The organism is Streptomyces sp. NPDC031111 (assembly GCF_055570675.1).
Genome location: NZ_JBVIGS010000012.1, coordinates 279,520 through 298,667 on the forward strand (window position 1 = coordinate 279,520; position 19,148 = coordinate 298,667).

General features: G+C 68.8%; 19 protein-coding genes and 2 pseudogenes. 9 read left to right on the plus strand and 12 right to left on the minus strand.

The genetic code is table 11. The features are described 5' to 3' along the window. Positions 1-931: 931 nt before the first annotated feature. Positions 932-1,150 carry a heavy-metal-associated domain-containing protein gene (locus ACZ470_RS25290; protein ID WP_468430687.1) on the minus strand — a complete coding sequence of 73 codons (219 nt, stop codon included), beginning with the start codon at positions 1,148-1,150 and terminating at the stop codon, positions 932-934. A gap of 158 nt (positions 1,151-1,308) precedes the next feature. Between ACZ470_RS25290 and ACZ470_RS25295 the strand changes: the two genes are divergently transcribed. The 4 genes from ACZ470_RS25295 (at position 1,309) to ACZ470_RS25310 (ending at position 4,340) form a co-directional block, all read left to right on the plus strand. Continuing rightward, the gene (locus ACZ470_RS25295; protein ID WP_468430689.1) at positions 1,309-1,857 is read left to right on the plus strand and encodes an NADH-quinone oxidoreductase subunit A; all 549 of its coding nucleotides are present in this window, start codon (positions 1,309-1,311) and stop codon (positions 1,855-1,857) included. A 250-nt stretch (positions 1,858-2,107) separates the two neighbouring features. Beyond that, positions 2,108-2,572, plus strand: coding sequence for a DUF6153 family protein (locus ACZ470_RS25300; RefSeq protein WP_468430691.1), 465 nt, complete (start codon positions 2,108-2,110; stop codon positions 2,570-2,572). A gap of 93 nt (positions 2,573-2,665) precedes the next feature. Further along, the gene (locus ACZ470_RS25305; protein ID WP_468430693.1) at positions 2,666-3,346 is read left to right on the plus strand and encodes a DUF305 domain-containing protein; all 681 of its coding nucleotides are present in this window, start codon (positions 2,666-2,668) and stop codon (positions 3,344-3,346) included. 130 nt (positions 3,347-3,476) lie between these two features. Continuing rightward, positions 3,477-4,340 carry a F510_1955 family glycosylhydrolase gene (locus tag ACZ470_RS25310; RefSeq protein ID WP_468430695.1) on the plus strand — a complete coding sequence of 288 codons (864 nt, stop codon included), beginning with the start codon at positions 3,477-3,479 and terminating at the stop codon, positions 4,338-4,340. A gap of 77 nt (positions 4,341-4,417) precedes the next feature. Here the strand turns inward: ACZ470_RS25310 and ACZ470_RS25315 are convergent, their stop codons facing one another. Both ACZ470_RS25315 and ACZ470_RS25320 read right to left on the minus strand, forming a co-directional pair. Further along, positions 4,418-5,323, minus strand: coding sequence for a DUF5134 domain-containing protein (locus ACZ470_RS25315; RefSeq protein WP_468430697.1), 906 nt, complete (start codon positions 5,321-5,323; stop codon positions 4,418-4,420). Between the two features lie 146 nt (positions 5,324-5,469). Further along, on the minus strand, positions 5,470-6,057 hold the full coding sequence (locus ACZ470_RS25320) for a TetR/AcrR family transcriptional regulator (RefSeq protein ID WP_468430698.1): 588 nt from the start codon (positions 6,055-6,057) through the stop codon (positions 5,470-5,472). A 367-nt stretch (positions 6,058-6,424) separates the two neighbouring features. On the opposite strand from ACZ470_RS25320, the gene ACZ470_RS25325 reads away from it, so the two are divergent. Together ACZ470_RS25325 and ACZ470_RS25330 are read left to right on the plus strand one after the other, a co-directional pair. Further along, positions 6,425-6,973: a hypothetical protein gene (locus ACZ470_RS25325; protein ID WP_468430699.1), complete on the plus strand. Its 549-nt coding sequence runs from the start codon at positions 6,425-6,427 to the stop codon at positions 6,971-6,973. Between the two features lie 721 nt (positions 6,974-7,694). After that, positions 7,695-7,868 (plus strand): annotated as a pseudogene (locus tag ACZ470_RS25330) (pirin family protein); the annotation flags it as partial. A gap of 26 nt (positions 7,869-7,894) precedes the next feature. On the opposite strand, the gene ACZ470_RS25335 reads toward ACZ470_RS25330, so the two are convergent. The 5 genes from ACZ470_RS25335 to ACZ470_RS25355 form a co-directional block, all read right to left on the minus strand. Then, positions 7,895-8,644 (minus strand): hypothetical protein, encoded by a 750-nt coding sequence (locus ACZ470_RS25335; RefSeq protein ID WP_468430700.1) that lies wholly within the window; start codon positions 8,642-8,644, stop codon positions 7,895-7,897. Continuing rightward, positions 8,631-10,193: a vWA domain-containing protein gene (locus ACZ470_RS25340; RefSeq protein ID WP_468430702.1), complete on the minus strand. Its 1,563-nt coding sequence runs from the start codon at positions 10,191-10,193 to the stop codon at positions 8,631-8,633. The genes ACZ470_RS25335 and ACZ470_RS25340 overlap by 14 nt, the downstream gene beginning before the upstream one ends. After that, positions 10,190-11,431, minus strand: a complete 1,242-nt coding sequence (locus ACZ470_RS25345; RefSeq protein ID WP_468430704.1) for a hypothetical protein — start codon at positions 11,429-11,431, stop codon at positions 10,190-10,192. Before ACZ470_RS25345 ends, ACZ470_RS25340 begins: the two co-directional genes overlap by 4 nt. 316 nt (positions 11,432-11,747) lie before the next feature. Next, positions 11,748-13,340 carry an MFS transporter gene (locus tag ACZ470_RS25350; RefSeq protein ID WP_468430706.1) on the minus strand — a complete coding sequence of 531 codons (1,593 nt, stop codon included), beginning with the start codon at positions 13,338-13,340 and terminating at the stop codon, positions 11,748-11,750. A gap of 138 nt (positions 13,341-13,478) precedes the next feature. After that, positions 13,479-13,691: a hypothetical protein gene (locus ACZ470_RS25355; RefSeq protein WP_468430708.1), complete on the minus strand. Its 213-nt coding sequence runs from the start codon at positions 13,689-13,691 to the stop codon at positions 13,479-13,481. 101 nt (positions 13,692-13,792) lie between these two features. On the opposite strand from ACZ470_RS25355, the gene ACZ470_RS25360 reads away from it, so the two are divergent. Next, positions 13,793-14,386 carry a helix-turn-helix domain-containing protein gene (locus tag ACZ470_RS25360; protein ID WP_468430710.1) on the plus strand — a complete coding sequence of 198 codons (594 nt, stop codon included), beginning with the start codon at positions 13,793-13,795 and terminating at the stop codon, positions 14,384-14,386. A gap of 129 nt (positions 14,387-14,515) precedes the next feature. Beyond that, positions 14,516-15,043, plus strand: a complete 528-nt coding sequence (locus ACZ470_RS25365) for a hypothetical protein (protein WP_468430712.1) — start codon at positions 14,516-14,518, stop codon at positions 15,041-15,043. Between the two features lie 93 nt (positions 15,044-15,136). On the opposite strand, the pseudogene ACZ470_RS25370 reads toward ACZ470_RS25365, so the two are convergent. Beyond that, positions 15,137-15,348: pseudogene (locus ACZ470_RS25370) on the minus strand (TerD family protein); the annotation flags it as partial. Between the two features lie 122 nt (positions 15,349-15,470). Next, positions 15,471-16,433: a sporulation protein gene (locus ACZ470_RS25375; RefSeq protein ID WP_468430714.1), complete on the minus strand. Its 963-nt coding sequence runs from the start codon at positions 16,431-16,433 to the stop codon at positions 15,471-15,473. Between the two features lie 378 nt (positions 16,434-16,811). On the opposite strand from ACZ470_RS25375, the gene ACZ470_RS25380 reads away from it, so the two are divergent. After that, a complete protein-coding gene (locus ACZ470_RS25380; protein ID WP_468430716.1) occupies positions 16,812-17,750 on the plus strand; it encodes an ion transporter in 939 nt (312 codons plus the stop codon). On the opposite strand, the gene ACZ470_RS25385 is transcribed toward ACZ470_RS25380, so the two are convergent. Both ACZ470_RS25385 and ACZ470_RS25390 read right to left on the minus strand, forming a co-directional pair. Further along, entirely contained in the window at positions 17,729-18,286 is a 558-nt protein-coding gene (locus tag ACZ470_RS25385; RefSeq protein WP_468430718.1) for a M15 family metallopeptidase, read from the minus strand. The two genes, ACZ470_RS25380 and ACZ470_RS25385, sit on opposite strands and share 22 nt — an antisense overlap. A gap of 61 nt (positions 18,287-18,347) precedes the next feature. Beyond that, the coding region (locus ACZ470_RS25390; protein WP_468430720.1) for a DUF475 domain-containing protein at positions 18,348-19,148 on the minus strand (801 nt) is incomplete at its 5' end.

A 19,148-nucleotide genomic window follows, 5' to 3' on the forward strand; every position in this document is an offset into this window, starting at 1 on the left:
AGGCTGGGTCACGAGTCGAGGCCTTTCGCTGGGCTGGGCATGCGGCAGTGCATGCCGGCCCGCCGGGGACGTGCGTGGCAGGGTTGCGTCAGGTCAGCGGCAGGAGTGTCGGGTTCTTGGCCCGGGCCGACCCCGGAGGTGCCGGTCTTCGAGCTGTGGCCTGCTTCGTCAGACGACGTGGTACGACGGTGACTACGCCTGCGCGCCGTGGCGGCCTAGATTCGCAGGACAGCCAGCTGCGCGATATTGACGCTCGGCGAATGCCTCGGACAAGTTGGCCGGTACCAGGTGTGCCATGCGGCCTGAACACGCCGCCTGAGCTGTAGAGACAGGGCGACGCGGCGCCCGTGGAGCCGTCGGCCACCGGCTGCCAGGAGAGCGCAGCAGCCAATGACGGCAGCGCACAGGCCGAGTTCTGTAGCGTCTGAAGTGCCGTGCGGGTTGTGTCTGTCAGAAGCCATCGCACGTGGCGGAGCCGCACCTTCTTCCCGTGCGATCGCCTCCGGTTGCATGGTGTGGGCGTGAGCGACGGTCCCGTGTTCGGTGCCCGTGTCGGCGCTGCCCGCGTGGGCGAGGAGGTGCATCAGGCCGAGAGCGAGGAGCAGCAGGAGGAGCAGTCGGCCGACCGCTCCTTGCCCTGCTCTTGCTCCGTTGCTCATACGCTCCGTCATCTCGCCGTTGCGCCGCCGCGACGGCTCCGCAACCGTCGCGGCGCATCAGGGTACCCGTACGCGATGACCGGGCGGCGAGCGGTGCGTGAAGGAAATCGCTCAGCGGGCAGCGCGGGCGAGGGCGCCGCACACGCAGGCCTTGCGAGCCGGAGCCGATCCCGAAGCCGTGAGGTGGGAGGCCGTCGCCTGGAGCAATGCCGCCGCCGTGAGCCTGACGACGGGGTGACCGACAGCCTGGCGCAGCACTTCCGTCCGCCGGGTCACTGGGTCTCTCCGCCGACGACCTCGTAGCCGGCCTCATCGACCGCGGCGGCGACGGCGGCGGAATCCAGCGGCTGCTCGCTGGTCACCGTGACCTTGCCCGACGACAGATCCACCTGGACATCCTCGACTCCGGGAAGGCCGCTGAGTTCGGAGCTGACGGCCTGAACGCAGTGAGCGCAGGTCATGCCCTGGACGTCGTACACCTTCTGCACCATGTGCTACCCCTTTCCTGAAAGCCAGGCGTCATCATACCCCCAGGGGGTAACAAGATTTCCGGGTGGGATGTTCCCGACGGCTTGGGCCCCGCCTCCAGGACCTGAACCAGCCGGTCGCGCGTACAGGCGGTGGACGCCGAGAACGGCGGTCGGGCGGGATGGACGCATGGCAGCCGATGCTGGTCCTTCTCGGTGTGGCCGGGGCCGGCCTGGCTGGCCTCTACGGGCTGAGCCTGTGGCTGGCGGCGGCGAGGGCCCCTCTCGAATCCGGTCCCTTCGCCGGCGGTCTCGAGCCGGGCGAGCACGCCGTGTCCCGGTTCCATGTGCGCTGGTACCCGATCACCATGATCTTCCTGGCCTTCGACGGGGAGATGCTCTCAGAGGACTCTGCGGCGGACCTGAGAGGGGCTCTACGGCACACGGCGACGACCCGCCCGGCGGTGCTGACGGTGACGCTGCCCGGAGCGACGGAACTCCGGCTGGAGGCCGAGGCGGAGGTGCGCCGGCGGGGGTACGCCGGCGGGGGTGGCCCGTCGCGGACGCGCCTGCCGTCGCGGATCTGCTGCTCGTCTGCGGCGTTCCGGCACCGGCGGACGCGCAGTGGCTGGACGGCATCGAGCGGTCGATGCCGGCACCCGCTCTGCGCGTTGTGGCAGGGGAGAGCGGGCAGGTCGCCGACGCGCTCGGCAGGGCTCGCGACGACCTGAGCGGCAGGACGTTGACTGGGCGCGGGGCCGACGTGGCGGACGAGCCTGGCGGCCATGAGCACGGCGATCACGAGGGGCATGGTGACGGGCGGCGAAGGATGGGAGCACTGTCGCACGGAGATCGTGTGCCGGCGAGAAAGGGCCAATGGGTGTGAGACCCCCGAGGCAGCTCCTGCCTGCGACGGCCGGTGTGTGAGAGGCCCGGTCGGCAGGTCGTCGTTCTAGTAACCGGCTCAGTAGCATGTATGGCATGTTGCGTGTGAGCAGTCGGATGCGTGTGGGCGGGGCCTTCGGGTACCTCCTGCTGCTTGCCGCGCTCACATTCGGCGTGTTCGCCATGCACACGATGGGTCATCCGGAGCACTCGTCCGGTCCGGGAACAGACGGCGCATCCCATGCCGTCGTCGGCACGCACCAGGGCGACATGGCCCAGGGGACCGCCGAGACCCGGACCTCCAGCGAGCCTGTGGCGATGGCGGACCATGGAGCGGTTGCACCTGGCGCACCGACGGCAGACGGGCCCATAACGGGCATGGACGTGCTGTCCGTATGCGTGGCGGTGCTCACCGGATGGCTGCTGTGGTCGTTCCTGAGCGCGGCGACTCTTCGGAAGGAGCGGCGCACGGCCCTGCTTGCCCAAGCGATGGCCATGCTGCGTCCCCTCCCACCACCTCCTCGACCTCTCCTCGCTCAACTGTCAGTCCTGCGGATATAGGCCGGACCCGCAGCGCGGGCTTCGCGATGCCCGCGCACACCGCGCGTACCGCCACATTCACCGACAGAACTGATCAAGTGAGGTATTACGCTCATGACCGCCCACAACCCTGCCTTGCGTCGCCGCCTTCGTCGCCGTATGGCAATCGTGAGCATCGTTGCGGCAGGCGGGCTGCTGCTGACCGCCTGCGGCGGGGACGACATGGAGGGCATGGACCACGGGAGCGGTAGCTCCGCGTCCGCCGCGGCCAGCCAGACGGCGGGCGAAAACCCGGCGCCCGGCGCGTTCAATGACGCGGACGTCATGTTCGCGCAGATGATGATCCCGCACCACGAGCAGGCCCTGGAGATGGCCAAGCTCGCGGACGGACGTGCCTCCGACGCGGAGATCAAGACCCTGGCCGCGGACATCGAGAAGGCCCAGGATCCCGAGATCCAGACCATGAAGTCCTGGCTGAAGGCCTGGGGCAAGCCGGAGTCCGCCGAGGAGAGCATGCCCGGCATGGATCACGGGTCCGGCGGTATGGACCACGGGTCCGGGATGTCCGGAATGATGTCCGAAGAGGACATGCAGAAGCTCGAGGCCGCCAAGGGCACAGAGTTCGACCGGATGTTCGCGGAGATGATGATCGAGCACCACAAGGGCGCGATCACCATGGCGGAGGACGAGCAGAAGAACGGCCGTAACGCCACGGCCAAGAAGCTCGCCGCCGACATCGTGAAGACCCAGTCCGTCGAGGTCGACAAGTTCGAGAAGATCCTCGACCGGCTCTGATCCGCATCACCCACTGACCGCCCAGGGCTCCGAGGCGCGCAGCCGAGGAGCCCGGGCCGCCATCTCCCCATGCCGCCACGACCGCGATCGGCCGCCGCCGCTCCGGTGCACCCGTACGCTCCGAGGAATCATGAACAAGCGCCCTGCCGCAGTGGCAGCCACTGCCCTGGCTCTCGCCCTTACCCTGGCCGCCTGCTCCGACAACGGAGACAGCGATGACTCGGCCGGCAAGTCCGCAACCGGGACGACGGTGAGCCATATTCACGGTCTCGGTTTGGACCCCGCCGACCAGCGCCTCTACGTCGCCACCCACGAAGGCGTCTACACCCCCGACGCCAAGGGGAAGCCCGAGCTGGTGGGCGACAGCAAGGACGACTTCATGGGCTTCACCCTGGCCGGCGACAAGACCTTCTACGCCAGCGGCCATCCGACCACCGGCGGTAACAAGGGGCTCATCAAGAGCACCGACGCGGGCAAGACGTGGAAGTCCCTGTCCCTGTCCGGCGAGTCCGATTTCCACGCTCTGGACTTCGCCCACGGCACGGTCTACGGCTACGACTCCACCAACGGCCTGGTCCGCACGACCAAGGACGGCGTTTCCTGGAAGGACGGGGCCCGGCTCGACGCCCTGGACATAGCAGTCAGCCCCACCGACCCGGGTGTCATCCTGGCTACCACGGCGGAGGGAATCGCCCGCAGCAGCGACGGCGGGAAGACCTTCGCCCAAGCACAGAAGCCGGTGATGGTCTTCCTCTCGTGGAGTGCGGAGGATGCCCTCTACGGCATCGACACTTCCGGTGGCCTGAACCGCAGTACGGATGGCGGCGCGACGTGGAAGAAGGTCTCCGCTGTGCCGGGCGGCCAGCCACAGGCACTCACCGCTGTCTCCGCCGAGCATGTCCTCGCCGCCACTCAGACCGGGGTGTTCGAGTCGAAGGACGGAGGCAAAACGTTCAAGAAGCGCCTTGCCGTTACGTCGAGCGGCGGTCACTGATCCGTCGAGCGCGGCAACCTGAAGAGCCTGGCGAGATCCTCAGCGGCGTCACATCTGAGGGATGGCGACGGGCGCGGTCAAGCGGCCATCATGACGAGCATGGCGCACATCGTGCCGCCCATGCCGATATGGGCCGTCAGGGCCGCGCCCGGTGACGTACCCGGCGGGCGACGGCGGCTCCGGTTGCCCCCTGGCGTAGGGGACCGGCGCTTGGCCCCTCCCAGGTGGGCCTTGTCCCAGATGGAGAGGGCCAGGGAAGCGACGAACACCACGATCGCGTCAGGCGGAGCGAGGAGCCGCCGTGCCCAGCGGCTCCTGCTTGCACCGCGGCCCGTCTCTGTCCGTCGGTCGGTGCCGCGGAGCCGCACCCATACGGACGCGACGATCGAGAGCAGGAAATACACGGCCAGGGCGATCAATACAACGCGCCAGGCCAGAGCCGAGCCTCCCGCCGCGGCACCGTCGGTGGCGCCTGTCGACATGTCGTGGGCGGTTCTTCCCGAGGAGTGGTCCATGCTGTGCGAGTCCCCAGCCAGACCCGTTATCTCAGGGGCGTGGGTCGTCCCTGCGGATCCGTGCCCGTGACTCATGTCGGTCATCGGGTGCCCACCCAGAGCCAGGACGGGCCCGCAGTCGGTGCCCGGCGTGGCGAGCGTCATGATGACCATGGCGGCGCTGCCGGTGATGTGATGCGCCCAGCGGCGGCCGTGTCGCCAGCCGTACAGCCGAGCGTGGTGTACGGACAGGGCCATGCTGCCGAGGCCGATGGCGGTGAAGCCCGTCACCCACCACAGACTGTGGTCCCCGAAACTGGCCGTTGTGGCGGGGAGGATCATGGCGGCCATGCCGCCGGCCATGACTACGTCGCCTCCGGCCGCGAACCGGGCCCCTCTGCTGCCGGCAGCGGCCAGTCGGGCTGTGCTCACGACGGCCACGAGTGCGGCCACCGCCGCCAGCAGCCAGGTCATAGCGGGACTTCCCATGACTGCCCTCCACATCGACTGGCCGTCGCCCATGCCCTACGCGCGAGCACGTCGACGTGCGTCGTCCTCTGGCTGCTGTCTACGGACGCCCTTAGTACGTACTGGGGGCCGAGAGGCGTTCAGGAGGCGGGGATTCCCGGAGGGTGTCAGTGCTGTGGCGGGCGCACGCCTGCCAGGGTGACCGTGACCAGGCGCCGCACGGCGGCCTCCGACGGCAGGGTGCGTGCCGCGGCCAGGGCGCTGAGGCAGTAGCGCGCGAGTTCGGCGGGCGGGATGTCGTCTCTGACGTCGCCCGCCTGTGCCGCTTCGGTCAGCAGGTCCTGAACCATGTGGTGAAGGTGTCGGTGCGCATGGGCGAGGTGGTTGCCGCCGTCCTGGTGCAGGAAGACGCCGAGATCGGTGTTGTGGTGGCCGTGGGATTCGTGGGTGATGAGGGCGTAGGCCTCCAGCACCGCTTCGCAGCGGGCGCCGGGCCCTTCGGTACGGTCCCGGACCTCTGTCAGTCGGGCTAGGTGACCGGCGATCTCACGCGCGTGCCAGGCGTGCAGGATCGCTTCGACGTCCGGGAAGTACTTGTACAGCGTGGCCCGTCCGATACCGGCCCTCTCCGCGATCTGCGACATCGTCACGGACAGCGGACCCTTCTCGGCCGCCAGGGCGGCGGTGCTGTCCAGGATGGCGTCGCGCACGTCCCGGCGGTGCGCCTCGATCGTCTCGTTCCACAGTTTCGGCACGCGGAAAGCGTACGTGATGCTGATGGTGCGTCACTATGGTTTGACAGCGACAGTGTGTATCGATAAGTCTGGGGTCACCCGAACGGCAAGCCGCCCGGGCCTGGGCGAGACAGGGAGAACTCCTCATGGTGGATCCGTCGCAGGAGCCGGACCGTCGCGACGAGGCCGGTGAGGCTTTCGTCGGCGTCTCGAGTGCGGGGGTACCGCGCTGGGTGAAGGTCTCCGGGCTTGTCGCGCTGGCCGTAGTCCTTCTCGTCGTGGTCATGCTGCTGATACCGGGCAACCACGGTCCGGGCCGTCACCTCGGGGGACAGGCTCCGCTCGGCGGTGTCACTGCAATCACTGGACCGGTCACGGGAGCCAACGGATGACGATGCCGCCTCGCCTGCGCAAGTTGGCTCTCGTCGTGCACGTCACGTCCTCGGTCGGCTGGCTCGGCGCGATCGTGGCCTTTCTCGCCTTGGCGGTGATCGGCCTGACCAGCCAGGACCCGGCGACGGTACGCGGGGTCTACCTCGTGATGGAACCGGCCGCCTGGTGTGTCCTCGTCCCCCTGTCCTTCGCCGCGCTGCTCACCGGCATCGTCCAGTCCTTGGGGACGCCCTGGGGCCTCTTCCGGCACTACTGGGTCCTGTTCAAACTCCTGATCAACGTGGTGGCGACCGTCGTACTCCTGACGTACATGGGGACCTTCAGGTCCATGGCGCAGCTGGCCGCGGACCCGGACGCCGAGCTCTCCTCGGTGCGCAATTCCTCTCCTGTGCTGCACTCCGTGCTGGCGCTGGTCGTGCTGCTGCTCGCCATGGTGCTCGCGGTGTACAAGCCACGGGGCGTCACTCCGCTCGGGCAGCGAAAGCAGCGGGTGCGGCGCGAGGGCCGCAGCGCACCGGGTGCGGTGTCCGTGCCTCAGGGGTGAGGGCGCGGTGTGCCACCACTGGCGGGTGCGACAGAGGCTGTTTCGGGAGTGCGGGCTTACCCCCTATGGGTATATTGGCGGACAGTCGTCTCACCAGATACTCAGAGGCAAGTGACGACAGCACCGGGAGCCTGGGCCCCGCGAACCCGTGCCTGGCACGGCGTTGTCCGCTGGGGGCGCGCTGCCGTCATCGCTCTCCTCGCGGCACTCGCCGTACTGATCCACCACGAGTCGGCCGCCGTGGCGGTCGGTTCGACTTCTTCCCCCGCCACGCATGTGATGACGCCCGGCATGGTGATGCCGGGCAGCCATGCTGCACCGGCGACGGCCATGTCCGGGCACGGGCACGGAAGCGCCATCCGCCGGCTGCCCAGCAGCGGCAGCAGGTGGTGTTCCAGCAGGGAGTCCAGGTGCCGCACCGACGCCGGGCCGGCGCGGACTTCTTGGCCTTGTGGACATCCATCAACCGCCCGATGGCAGCGTCCTGGGTCGCGAACCCCGACTCCTCCACCTGCTGCCCGGCCGCCGACCTGTACCGGACCTTGTACGGGTGCGGGCACTTCGACCACCGCGACGGCGGATGCTCGCACCCCTTGAAGAACGACCCCATCCCACGAACCGGCGAATCCCGCCCCATGGCCGACCGACTCCCGCGACTGATGCTGAGAGTTTGCTGACCGCCAGGCATCCGGAACGCCGTTGACGTGCGGAAACGCTGATGGAGTTCGCTATGTGGTGGAACTTCATCGGCCGCTCGCACGACGACATCGTGCAGGCCCGCGAGGACTGGATGACGGGAACCCGTTTCGGCGAGGTGCACGGTTACGACGGGGACCCACTGCCCGCCCCCGAGCTGCCGAACGCACCCTTGAAGCCGCGGAGAAGGACGCCCTGACCTGCGAAAACAGCGGTGAGCGGTGGTCACCAGAAGATCGCGATCGCCTCCAGCGTCACCTCGCGGGTGTCCTCCCGCCAGCCGGTCATCTTGCCGAGGCAGCGGGCCGTGAACGTGCCGTCCGGAATGGAGCGGCGCGCGTTCCCGGGGGCTACGACGCGCATGTGGACGGGGGGCTGCTCGTCGCCGTACTCGGCCCGCAGGACGAAACCCTCCGTCACGCCCGGCACGCGCGAGAACATGCCCTTGACCGAGACGAATTCGCCGATGCGGCTCAGGGTCACCGCACGGCCGTCGGCCAGGTTGTCGGCGAGGTTCCGGTTCGGGACGACGGTCAGTGTGATCAGGTCGGCGTGGACGATGGCGTCGGCCCGGTCGAAGGCCTCCATGACCACCCCGATCACGTTGATCGGTTTGTCCTTGCGCACGAACTTGCGGAACGTCTCCTGGCTGACATCCCGCTTCAGCCGGAACCGGAACAGCCACGTCAGCACCCGGCTCCAGAAGCCGACGCTCGTGTCGACCTTCGTCCGCAGCTCGACGGCCTCCTCCAGCGCGGACCGGTAGTTGCCGAGCTCGTACAGGTCCATCACCGCCTGCTCGTCGAGGTACAGGCAGATGCTGTACGCCGACTGCCAGCGTCGCAGGTGTCTGCGCCGCTCCCGGGCATGGCGCACCAGGATCACCGCGAGCACGACCACGCCGGCGGCCGTCACCAGCCAGACCGTCATCCAGGGCCACCAAAGGCTCCACCACAGTGCGTCAGTGACAGCCACGGATCTCCTTGAAAGCCTCGGAAAGGGACGAGCCGGCTTCCACCATCCGGCCGCCCGTCCTCGTCGCCGCGCGCCGCAGTTCGCCCGCGTCGGCCTCGCCGAAGTGGACGGGGTAGGTGGGGACGGCGGCGCGCACGGCGGCGGGCAGCTCCTTGTGGCGGCGTACGAACTCGGCGTAGGACAGGCCCGCGTTGTTCTCGCCGTCCGTCATCAGGACGAGTGAGACGGAGCGGTCGGGGTCGGCGGCCAGTTCACGGGCGGCGGTGCGGTAGCCGTGGTCGAGGGCGGACCATACTGCGGTGGCGTCCCCGTAGCCGCCACGGGCGACGGTGCCGGCGAGGGCGGTCAGGTCCTTCGGGCCGGTGACGGTGACGGTCGTCTGCTCCAGCACCCGGCCGCCGAACCGGACGACGGTCAGTCGCTCGCCCCGGTAGAAGCGGGTGAACTTGCCCGAGGCGGAGGGGTCCGCGCCGCTGAGTCCGGCGAAGGCCTCGCGCAGGGCGGCCATCCGGGCGCCGCGCATCGAGCCGGAGAAGTCGAGCAGGAAGACCACCTGGCTCGTGGTGCGGCGGTCGGGGTCGCCGTAGTCCGCCAGCAGCGTTTCGACGACGGCCGGCTGGTCGGGGTAGAAGAGCGCGTTGCCGACCGGTTCGCGCAGCCGCGCGTCCCGGGTGACCGTCGTATTCGCGGGGCGGCGCACCGTGTGCCGCATGATCTGCCGCTGCACCGAGTCGCGCCGCAGCCACCGCGTGACCTTGTCGTACGCGGCGCGGTGGGCCGGGTTCAGCAGGAGCAGCGGGAAGTCCGCCAGGACCATGCCGTCCTGGGGGCGAATGACCTCCAGGTGGTCGTCGAGGCGGCCGGAGGCGTTGAGGGCGAGCAGATCGGACTCGTACGTGATGAGGGCGTTGGCCTCGTCCTGGTGGTCGACGTAGGTGTCGACGAGGGCGGGGCCGGTGTCGGCGGTGAGGGCCTGGCCGGAGCGGAAGCCGCGCAGCCGGTCGCAGGAGACGTCCTCGGGGCGCAACGCTGCTCCGGTGCCGGCCGCGGCGGTGGCGACGCCGACGAGGGCGGCGAGCCCGCTGCCGGCGTGCCGGGGGTCGGCCATGCCGAAGCGGACGGTGCCGGTGGCGGCGGCGTCCGCGATGTCCGCCCAGGTGAGCCGGGAGCCGGGCACCCGGGCGCGAAGTTCGCGTGCCACATCCGGCTTCAGGCCGATGACGACTGGGGACGTCATGGTGACCGTGCGCTGCAGCCCTCGGATCGCGTGTCTGTCCGTGAGACGCAGATAGTGGTCGGAGGACAGCCACGCGAGGTCGTACCGGTCGCGGTCCGGGGCCTTCGTCTCGGCGTCAGCCCGGTGGTACAGGCGCAGGTCGACGCCGGTCTCGTCCTTCAACTCGCCCAGCAACGGCTCCAGTACGGCGAGATCGGGGCCGGCGAGGACGCGCAGCCGGACCGTGTCGCCGTCGGCGTCGCCCGAGCAGGCGGTGAGGAGGGTGGCGATGAGCGCCAGGCAGAGCGCCAGCAGGCCCACGCCGCGTCTCACGGACCACCGGTCCGGTCCGGACAATCGCCGACGATCTCGATCATCTTCTCCAGTAGGGGCAGGCTGGGCAGGACCGCGCGGGTGTCGTCGGAGGAGGTGGTGGGCACCGGGATCTGCCGCTCGGTGAGGAACCGGGTGAGTTCGTCGCTGCTCGCACCGCTGCCGGCACTGCGGGCCCGGAAGCCCAGCTCCATGGCGCGGTGCTGGAGTTCGGGGTCCTCGCTGACCAGTTCGCCGAGCCGTGCGCCGTCGCCGGTCAGCGCGACGAGTTGGGGTTCGGTGACGAAGCGCGTGGACGGGTAGAGCAGGACGCGCTCGTCGTCGGTCTCGCCCTTCTGCGCCTCGTGCCGTATCTGGTGGGCGAGGAACTGGTGCTCGTAGATCACCGAGATCGGGGCGATGCCCTGCCCGTCGGGGGACAGATACGTCTCGGCCCGTTCGGAGGACGGCAGGCCCTGTTCGACGAGCAGCGGCTTGATCTTCCGGGCGAGTTGCTCGGCCTCGGCCTCGCTGTCCGGCGCGTCGTTCCCGTGCTCGACGAAGGCAACGAGTCCGAGGTAGGTACCGGCGGAGTTGGCCTCGCAGATGTCCGAGGTCTGGGCGAGGATCTTGTTGCCGTTGCGGACGTGGTTCTTGTCGTCGATCTCGTCCCAGCGGTAGCCGTCCTCCGGATCGCGCTGGACGCCCTTCCTCTTGCCGAGCGCGAGGTCGAGGAACTTCCGCATGTCGAGGGTGTAGTACATCGGCGGGCCGCCCGATCCCGGCAGGCGCTCCGCGACGCCTTCCGCCGCGAGCACCTCGGCGTAGCCCCGGTAGGTGGCCAGCACGATGGGGCTGACGAAGGGGCGGTACAGCAGCACCGGACGGTTCGCCCGGGCGCGCTCCCGGCTGATCAGGTCGGCGGCCGGCTGGCCGGAGGGAAAGACGACGTCGTATCCGTCGTAGTCCTGCTTGGCGATCTCACGCGAGCCCATGCTCGTGATGTGCACACGGAAGCCGTGCTTCATGAGCAGCCGCTCGACTTCGGGGTCCTGGAAGAAGTCCCTCTTGGAGGCCATTTTGGCCTCAATGGTGACCACCTGCCGCACCGGCAGCAGCAGGTTCCCGGAGGCCACGAGCAGGACCAGCCCGATGACCGGGACGGGCAGCGCCGCTGCCAGCGCCCTGCGCAGATGGCGGCGCGGGGGCCTGGTAACGGCTAATCGCGGCTCTTCGGCAGCGGGTCTGTTCTCGGGCACCTGCGTTCCCCCCTGACACCTGCATTTCTCCCCGTGTGGCCGGGCCAGGATCGTCAGCGATGGTGGTGTACCCCGAATGACCTCTCGGCGAACGTCGGTTGAAAGTCCAGGGCATGGACGGCTGGTCCGGGGCGGGGCAGCGCCCCATGCCTCGTGTGAACACGGAGCCATGCCGAAGCCTTCGACGCCGCACCGCTTACCGTGCACGAGCTCGTTGGCGAAGCTGCCCGCGATTCCCGAGGTACAGGTGTCTGCGGGCAGCTTCGGTCGAACCCGTGCTGACCTGTTGCTTGCTGTGCGCCCGGCTCTTGTGCGGTCAGCCGGTGGCGACGGCCTCAGCGGGTTCGGGCTCGTCAGCGACCGCGGCGGGCGTGTTCCTGGGGCCACGGAAGGCGATGAGGACGAACAGGACGCCCATGATGGCGGCGCCTGCCCACATGGCCTGCTGCCAGCCGTCGACGAAGGACTGCTGGGCTGCGTGGAGCAGGTCCTGTGCGTGCGGGCCGGTGCTGTCCGCCACCTCAACGGCGTTGGCGACGCCCTCCCGGGCGGTGTCCGCGGCGTCCAGGGGGATGCCGCGCAGTCTGGCGTCCACGGCGCTGCGATAGCCGGCGGACACGAGCGCGCCGAGCAGGGCGACGCCGAGTGCGGTGCCGAACTCGCGGGTGACGTCGTTGAGGGCGGAGGCGACGCCCTGCTTCTCACGCGGCAGGCAGGCGGTGATGGCCTCCGTGGACGGGGTCATCGACAGGCCCATGCCGATACCCATGGCGAGCAGGCCGGGCAGGACGGACACGTAGCCTCCGCCGACGGAGACGAACAAGGCCATGAGAGCCATGCCGACGCCGGCCAGCGCAATGCCCACCACCATGGTCGAGCGAGCACCGATGCCTGCGGCGAGCTTGGGGGCCAGGCCGGAGGCCATCATCATCATGACGGCCATGGGCAGCATCGCCACCGTGGACAGCAGGCCCGACCAGCCGAGTACGGCCTGGAAGAACGGGAAGAGGACCACGCCGATGCCTGCCTGGACGCCGAAGACGACCAGAAGCGTGATCGAGCCGCCGGCCAGGCCGCGCTCGCGGAACAACCGTACGTCCAGCAGGGAGGCTTCGCGGCGACGCAGTTCCCAGGCCACGAAGCCGAAGGCGGCGATGAGGCCGACGGCGAGGCTGATCAGCGTCCGGAGGGCGGTCCATCCGTGTTCCGGGCCTTCCTGAAGGACGAAGATGAGGCCGGTCACGGCGATCGCGGAGACCAGGGCGCCGACGGTGTCGAATCGATGGGCCGAGGTTTCACGCGAGTCGGGAACCGACTTCAGCGTCATCGCCAGGGCCACGAGGACCAGCACCGCCGGCAGGACGAACAGCCCGCGCCAGTCGGCGACGTCGACGAGGAGGGCGGAGAGGAACATCCCCAGGATGCCGCCGCCTCCGGCGACACCGGTCCACACACCGATCGCCTTGCCGCGCTGCTCTTCGGGGAAGGTGGAGGTGATGACGGCAAGCGTGATCGGCATGATCATCGCGGCGCCGATACCGCCGGCCACGCGGGCGGCGAGCATCACCTCCGCCGTCGGGGCAAGGCCCGCGACGACGGTGGCGATGCCGAAGACGCCCAGTCCGGCGACGAGCATGGGCTTGCGGCCCAGTCGGTCGCCCAGGGCGCCGAGCGGCACCAGCAGTGCGGCCAGGGCGAGGGTGTAGATGTTGATGATCCACAGGACCGTGCTCTGGGAGGCGCCGAATTCCACGGCCATGTGGGTCTGCGCGACGTTCAGCCCGGTCACCGAGGCGATGACCGCCATCAGGGCGATGGAGACGGTGATCAGGATCGTGCGCAGCTGACGCGCGTCGGGAACACCCCCGCCGCCGGCCTGTGTGGCCTGTATGGGCTGGTTCGTACTCATGGATTCCTCTCAAAATGGGCATGCCGAGTCAGCGCCGGAGCAGGGCCGGTCGCCGAATGAAGGGGGTGGGCGGAGCTTTGGACCGCCGCGCGCGTCGCCGGGTGCGGTCGAGCGGTGGGTCGGTGCCGTGCCGGGAGGTCAGGGGGCGGGGGTCTCGCTCTGGGCGGCGAGGTCGGTGGCGTTGCAAGCCACCCACACATGGAGGCCGGGTCGACCACCAGGTGAAACGTAGGTCCCCGTCAGCCGGCGGAGCATCGGCGCACCGTTCTGCCCCGCGGCACCGCCGCTGATCACCACCGCGTCGACGGTTCCACTGGGCACTGCGTCGCTCACGTACGGAGAAGTCGTCACAGCCATGGCCTCCTGCCTTTCCTCACGCGCGGCCCCATCGCCTAGGACCGTCCACACGTGAAGCTAAGCCGGATTTGCTCGGCAGGCATATGGTGTTGCGCATGACGCAAGAAGATGGAGATCTGGACAGCCTCGTACGCAAACGCATCCGAGCCCTGCGGGTGGCGCAGGGGTGGTCCCTGGAGGAGTTGGCCACCCGCGCCCACCTCAGCCAGTCCTCGCTGAGCCGCATCGAGAACGGGCGGCGCCGCCTCGCGCTGGATCAGCTGGTCACTCTCGCCCGAGCCCTGGACACCACGCTGGATCAACTCGTGGAAACCGCCACCGACGACGTAGTCGCCAGCCCGACGATCGACAGCACCCACAGCCAGATGCGCTGGACCATCAAGGCAGACCCCGGAATGAGCGTGGTGCGCCAGCGCATGACCGAACCACCCCCCGAGAACCCGGCGCGCATGCGCGCCCACCCAGGGCACGAATGGCTCGTCGTCCTGTCCGGCACGGCGATCCTCATGCTCGGCCACCGCCGTTTCCGCCTCGAGCCGAACCAGGCGGCCGAGTTCCCCACGATGATGCCGCACGCCATCGGCGCCGAAGGCGGGCCCTGCGAGATCCTCGGCATCTTCGACCGCGACGCCCGCCGCGGCCACCAGCGCGACGGCGACGGCGACGACGCTCAGGGCGCTCCCGAATGACGGCGCGGTGTGCGCGACGGCCTGCGCAGTGATGACCTCTTGCCGGCTTCGTCAGGGCCAGTCGGACGGGCGTTGGAGGATCCGTCCAGGCACTCCCGGGCGCGGTGCCGCCTGCCGCATACTGCTGTGATGACGAGTGAGGCCGCTGAAGTCCTGCTGGCTGTCGGGCGCGAGTTGCGGCTGCGCTGCTTCATGGGACCGCTGCCATTCGACCTGGACAGGTGGATGCAGAAGGGTTTGACGTGTGATCTGCCCAGACTGGAAGACGGCGCGAGTGAGTATCACTTTGAAGTACGCCACGTCGAATATGGCGGTACTTACTGCAAGTTGAGGTATGACCAGGGAAAGCCGTATCTGACGATCGGCGGCGGTGGAACCCATCCAGCACATCTGGACGGATGGAAGTCGGCGGTCGATGAACTCAACGAACGAGTCGCCAACACGTCGATCCTCTCGCCCAGAACGTACATCTGGCTCCACGGCCACCACCACTTGGTCCGTCAGGCCGATGCCGAGTACTCGGCCTGGCAGGAACAGGCCATGGAAAGAATTCTCCGGGACCGAGGCAGCATCACAGGCCCCGTCCCTCCCATTCTGCCTCCCGGGGCCGGGCGTCCGACGCGGCGTCGGCGAAGGTGGCCGTGGGGAGGAAGGTGAAGTTCTCGTCCGGTCCCGCCTCCGATGCCCCTGCGCGTCGGCGCGCCGGGCCGGCCCCGGGAGGGTCGGCCCGGCGTCGCCGTCACGGGAGTGTCAGACGCCTACGCCGAAGTCGGCGGCGATCCCGGACAGTCCTGAGGCGTAGCCCTGCCCGACGGCACGGAACTTCCACTCCGCGCCGTTGCGGTACAGCTCGCCGAAGATCATCGCGGTCTCGGTGGCGGCGTCCTCGGACAGGTGCCGAAGCTCTGGCCGCGGTTCTCGGCGTCGTGGATGGACACCGGGAACACGATCCTGTCGATCTCGACGCTGCGTACTCCTTCTCGGCGGGTGCGGTCGAGGCCCGCGGCACGGGCCCGAGATGTGAATCCACATCACTGTAGAAGACGACGCTCGCGCGTCCTCCAGCGCCGGCCGGGGCCTGTCGTCAGCCCTCGTCCTCCTCGTCGCCTTCGAAGAAGTCACCGACCTCGTCGACGACTTCCGCCGCGACCATGCCGCCGACGACACCGACCGCCAGGCCGGCGGCGCCCGCGGCGACGACGGTCCCCATACCGGGACCGGATCGGTGCTGGTCGTCGTGGTGGTGATGGTCACCGTGACCGTAGTGCCCACCGTGAGAGGCCCTGTGCTCGATCAACTGGCGTACCCAGTCGTCGACATCGGTGTTCCAGTCGCGGGAGTCGTGGTGGCCGACGGTGAACTTGGTGAGCGCGTCGTGGCCGGCGGAGAAGAGGCCGTCGCGCTTGTCCGCCTCCAGCACGACCTCCATACCGCCCGGGTGGGCGAGGAACGTCACCTCGATCTCGTTCACCTGGTGTGCGTACTGCGGCGACGGGGTGATCTCGATCTCCTGGTAGAAGGGCAGTTGCTGCCCCGTGCCGCCGATGCGCCCGTGTTCCAGGTCGGCCGACTTGAAACCGAAGCCGAGTTGGCCGAACGCTTCGAGGATCGCCTCCTGCACGGGCAGCGGACCGACGGACAGCGGATCGATGTCACCTCTGTCCTTGGCGCCCGCCACCGACAGCTCGGTGCGCACGCCGAGCACGATGCCCAGGGGCTGTCCGTACAGCTCGGTGATCGGGGTCTCCCACGGCAGCGTCACACTGAACGGCACACTGCGCTGCTCGCCCTCGGTGAGCCGGAAGCCGCCGCCGACGGTGAACCGGTCGAAGGCGATGCCGCCCTCGCTCTCGCCCTCCTCGTGCTCGACCTCGACCCGGGCGACGAGTTCCAGGGTGATGTGCTCGATGTCGAAGTCGGCGTTGCCGCCCTTGAGGTGGACCTGGCCGGTGAGCCTGCCACCGGGCCGGGCGGAGCCCGGGTCGAGGACCGTGTCGACGGTGGGGCCGCCGACGCCGAGTGAGCCGAGCAGTCGTTTGAACACCATGGTGGCGTCCACTCCTTAAACGTGCGTGTGTCCCATGAGGGCGATGCCGTCCGCCCGTCGGCGCGCGGCACCACGGCGGTGCGCGGGCCGAGCCCGGCCCGCGCGGGTCTTCTACAAGCGAGTAGAAGCATAGGGTGATCGGAGGCGAGGAGGGACATGCTCCGGGCGGGCGCGCCGGGAACGACCGAAAACAGGTATGTGTGCCGGCCAGGTGCAATGGCGGACCTCGGCCGAGCCCTCCCGGTTTCCCGGGGCGCTCGCGCATTGATAACTACAGTGCTGTAGAAGTCTCTTCCGGAGCATGATCGCTCAACATCCCGTCCCGGCCGACTCGGCCGGGACGGACCGCCGCAGGCACGGAGGAGACAAGGCAGCAGCATGCCGCACCACCCAGACCACGTGGCCGAATCCCTCGCCCCGTCAGGGCGTCGGCGACTTGCGCACCACTGCCGTGCCCTCACGGAGGCCCGCTGGTTCGCCCTCACCGTATTCGCTTTGATCCTCACCAACGCCGTGCTGCTGGGCCTGGAGACGTACTCCGGAGTCGTAGAGGAGTGGCACCGCTGGTTACGGCTCGCCGAGCACGCCTGTCTGGCCGCGTTCACCATCGAGATTCTGCTGCGCATGGCCGCCCACGCCGACCGCCCCCGGGACTTCTGCAAAGACCCGTGGAACCTCTTCGACCTGGCCGTGATCCTGTGCACCTTCCTGCCCGTCGTCCGTGAGAACACCACGGTGCTGCGGCTGCTCAGGCTGGCCAGGGTCTTACGGACCGCCCGCTTCCTGCCCCAGCTGCGCATCGTGCTCGTCGCGGTCGCCCGCAGCCTGCCCGGCACCCTGAGCTTCCTGCTCGTCGGCGCCCTGCTTCTGTACGTGTACGCCATGGTCGGCTGGGTCTTCTTCGGCCGGCACGACCCCGACCAGTACGGCTCCATCGGCCGCGCCGTCCTCACCCTCTTCCTCCTGATGATGCTCGACGGCATCGGCGACGCGATCCACGCGGGCCTGGAGATCTCCCGCTGGAGCCTCCTCTACTACGCCTCCTACGTCCTGCTCGCCTCCTTCGTCCTGGTCAACGTCCTCATCGGTGTCGTTCTCACCTCCCTTGAGGAGGCCCGGGACATGGGGGAGGGGGAAGGAGAAGCGCCGACAGTACGCGCTCCGGCTCCGCACCGGGCGGACCAACAGCATCTGCGCCGACGTATCGAGGCGGCCCGCAGGGCCTTGGACGACCTGGAACGCGAACTTGCCGCCCAGGCTGGGTCGCTCGGAGTCGAAGATGGGGAAAGGACGCGTCAGCTCTCTCGGGCACCGTAGATGGCCGACGGCTGCTGGTTCTGGAGAGCCCAGTACCTGTCGCCATGGCTGAAGTGCCACCATTCCGTCGGGTAGTTGACAAATCCGGCAGTCGACATGGCGTTGCAGAGTGTTTCCCGATTCGCCCGAGCGGAAGGGCTGATCGTGTCCGCGCCGGTGTAGCAGGCGCCGTCGCTCTCTTCGGGCGAGGCGTTGATCCGGGTTCCCATGTCCACTGCCTGGCCGTCTGGGTCGGCGAGGGTGAGGTCGATGGCTGCGCCGGCGCTGTGGGGCGCGATCTCGGGCGGCGAGACGTAGCGACTCGCTGCCTCGTGGATCCGGTCGGTGCGCCAGCTGGGGTTGGCGCGCCGGAGTTCTGCGGTGTACTTGTCGAAATAGTGGCGCTGGAGAGCGGGGGGTCGGAATCCCTCGACGATCAACAGGCGTAGTTCCGGCGGCAGGAGCTGCTGTGCGTGCTGGAGGCGGTCGTACACCCCTTGCCGTACCGGCGCGAAGTGGCCGTGCTGGTCCTGCTTGAGTTTGTCGACGAGGAACAACCCAGCGGCTGGGTCCCGTGGTGAGGGCCCAGCCGCCGCCGTTCCGTGCGTTACTGAACGCTCATGTCGCGGAAACCGCCGCGTTTGGCTCTTCCTCACTCTTGCCTGCGGTGAGCCGCTTGTTGCGGCGGACGGAGGACAGGAAGGACCAGCCGATCAGGATGACACCCAGGGAGCCGGTGATGAGCTCGTGGATCTCGTACTGGATGGTGACGAGCAGGATCAGCGCGAGGGCGCCGATCGCGTAGTGCGCGCCGTGCTCCAGGTAGACGTACTCGTCCAGGGTGCCCTGGCGGACCAGGTAGACGGTGAGGGACCGCACGTACATGGCGCCGATGCCGAGGCCGAGCGCCATCAGCACGATGTCGTTGGTGATGGCGAAGGCGCCGATCACGCCGTCGAAGGAGAAGGACGCGTCCAGGACCTCCAGGTAGAGGAACATGAAGAACGCGGCCTTGCCGGCCAGGGCCACCGCCGACTTGGGCTTGCCCTCGCGCGCGGCCTTCTCCTCCTCCTCGTGCTCGCGTTCCTCCTCCTCTTCGAGCTTGTCCTCGAAGAAGCCGGAGAGCCCGCCCACGATCATGTAGGTGATCAGACCCGCGATACCGGAGAGCAGGACCGTCTCCGCCTTGTCGACGTGGGTGCCGCCGTGCTGGTGGGCGTGGGTGGCGAAGGTCATGGCGGAGATCAGCAGGATGATCAGCGCGATGCAGACCGACAGCATGTCGATCTTGCCGAGCTTGGCCAGCGGGCGCTCCAGCCAGCCGAGCCATTTGATGTCCCGGTCCTCGAAGATGAAGTCCAGGAAGATCATCAGCAGGAACATGCCACCGAACGCGGCGATCGCCGGGTGGGCGTCGGT

What these genes read in the sequence shown, in the direction of transcription:
- ACZ470_RS25350 (WP_468430706.1), bottom strand. Translation starts at nt 13,340, where the DNA reads ATGAGTACGAACCAGCCCATACAGGCCACACAGGCCGGCGGCGGGGGT.
- ACZ470_RS25310 (WP_468430695.1), top strand. Translation starts at nt 3,477, where the DNA reads ATGAACAAGCGCCCTGCCGCAGTGGCAGCCACTGCCCTGGCTCTCGCC.
- ACZ470_RS25305 (WP_468430693.1), top strand. Translation starts at nt 2,666, where the DNA reads ATGACCGCCCACAACCCTGCCTTGCGTCGCCGCCTTCGTCGCCGTATG.
- ACZ470_RS25300 (WP_468430691.1), top strand. Translation starts at nt 2,108, where the DNA reads ATGTTGCGTGTGAGCAGTCGGATGCGTGTGGGCGGGGCCTTCGGGTAC.
- ACZ470_RS25290 (WP_468430687.1), bottom strand. Translation starts at nt 1,150, where the DNA reads ATGGTGCAGAAGGTGTACGACGTCCAGGGCATGACCTGCGCTCACTGC.
- ACZ470_RS25315 (WP_468430697.1), bottom strand. Translation starts at nt 5,323, where the DNA reads ATGGGAAGTCCCGCTATGACCTGGCTGCTGGCGGCGGTGGCCGCACTC.
- ACZ470_RS25360 (WP_468430710.1), top strand. Translation starts at nt 13,793, where the DNA reads ATGACGCAAGAAGATGGAGATCTGGACAGCCTCGTACGCAAACGCATC.
- ACZ470_RS25365 (WP_468430712.1), top strand. Translation starts at nt 14,516, where the DNA reads ATGACGAGTGAGGCCGCTGAAGTCCTGCTGGCTGTCGGGCGCGAGTTG.
- ACZ470_RS25325 (WP_468430699.1), top strand. Translation starts at nt 6,425, where the DNA reads ATGACGATGCCGCCTCGCCTGCGCAAGTTGGCTCTCGTCGTGCACGTC.
- ACZ470_RS25375 (WP_468430714.1), bottom strand. Translation starts at nt 16,433, where the DNA reads ATGGTGTTCAAACGACTGCTCGGCTCACTCGGCGTCGGCGGCCCCACC.
- ACZ470_RS25295 (WP_468430689.1), top strand. Translation starts at nt 1,309, where the DNA reads ATGGACGCATGGCAGCCGATGCTGGTCCTTCTCGGTGTGGCCGGGGCC.
- ACZ470_RS25380 (WP_468430716.1), top strand. Translation starts at nt 16,812, where the DNA reads ATGCCGCACCACCCAGACCACGTGGCCGAATCCCTCGCCCCGTCAGGG.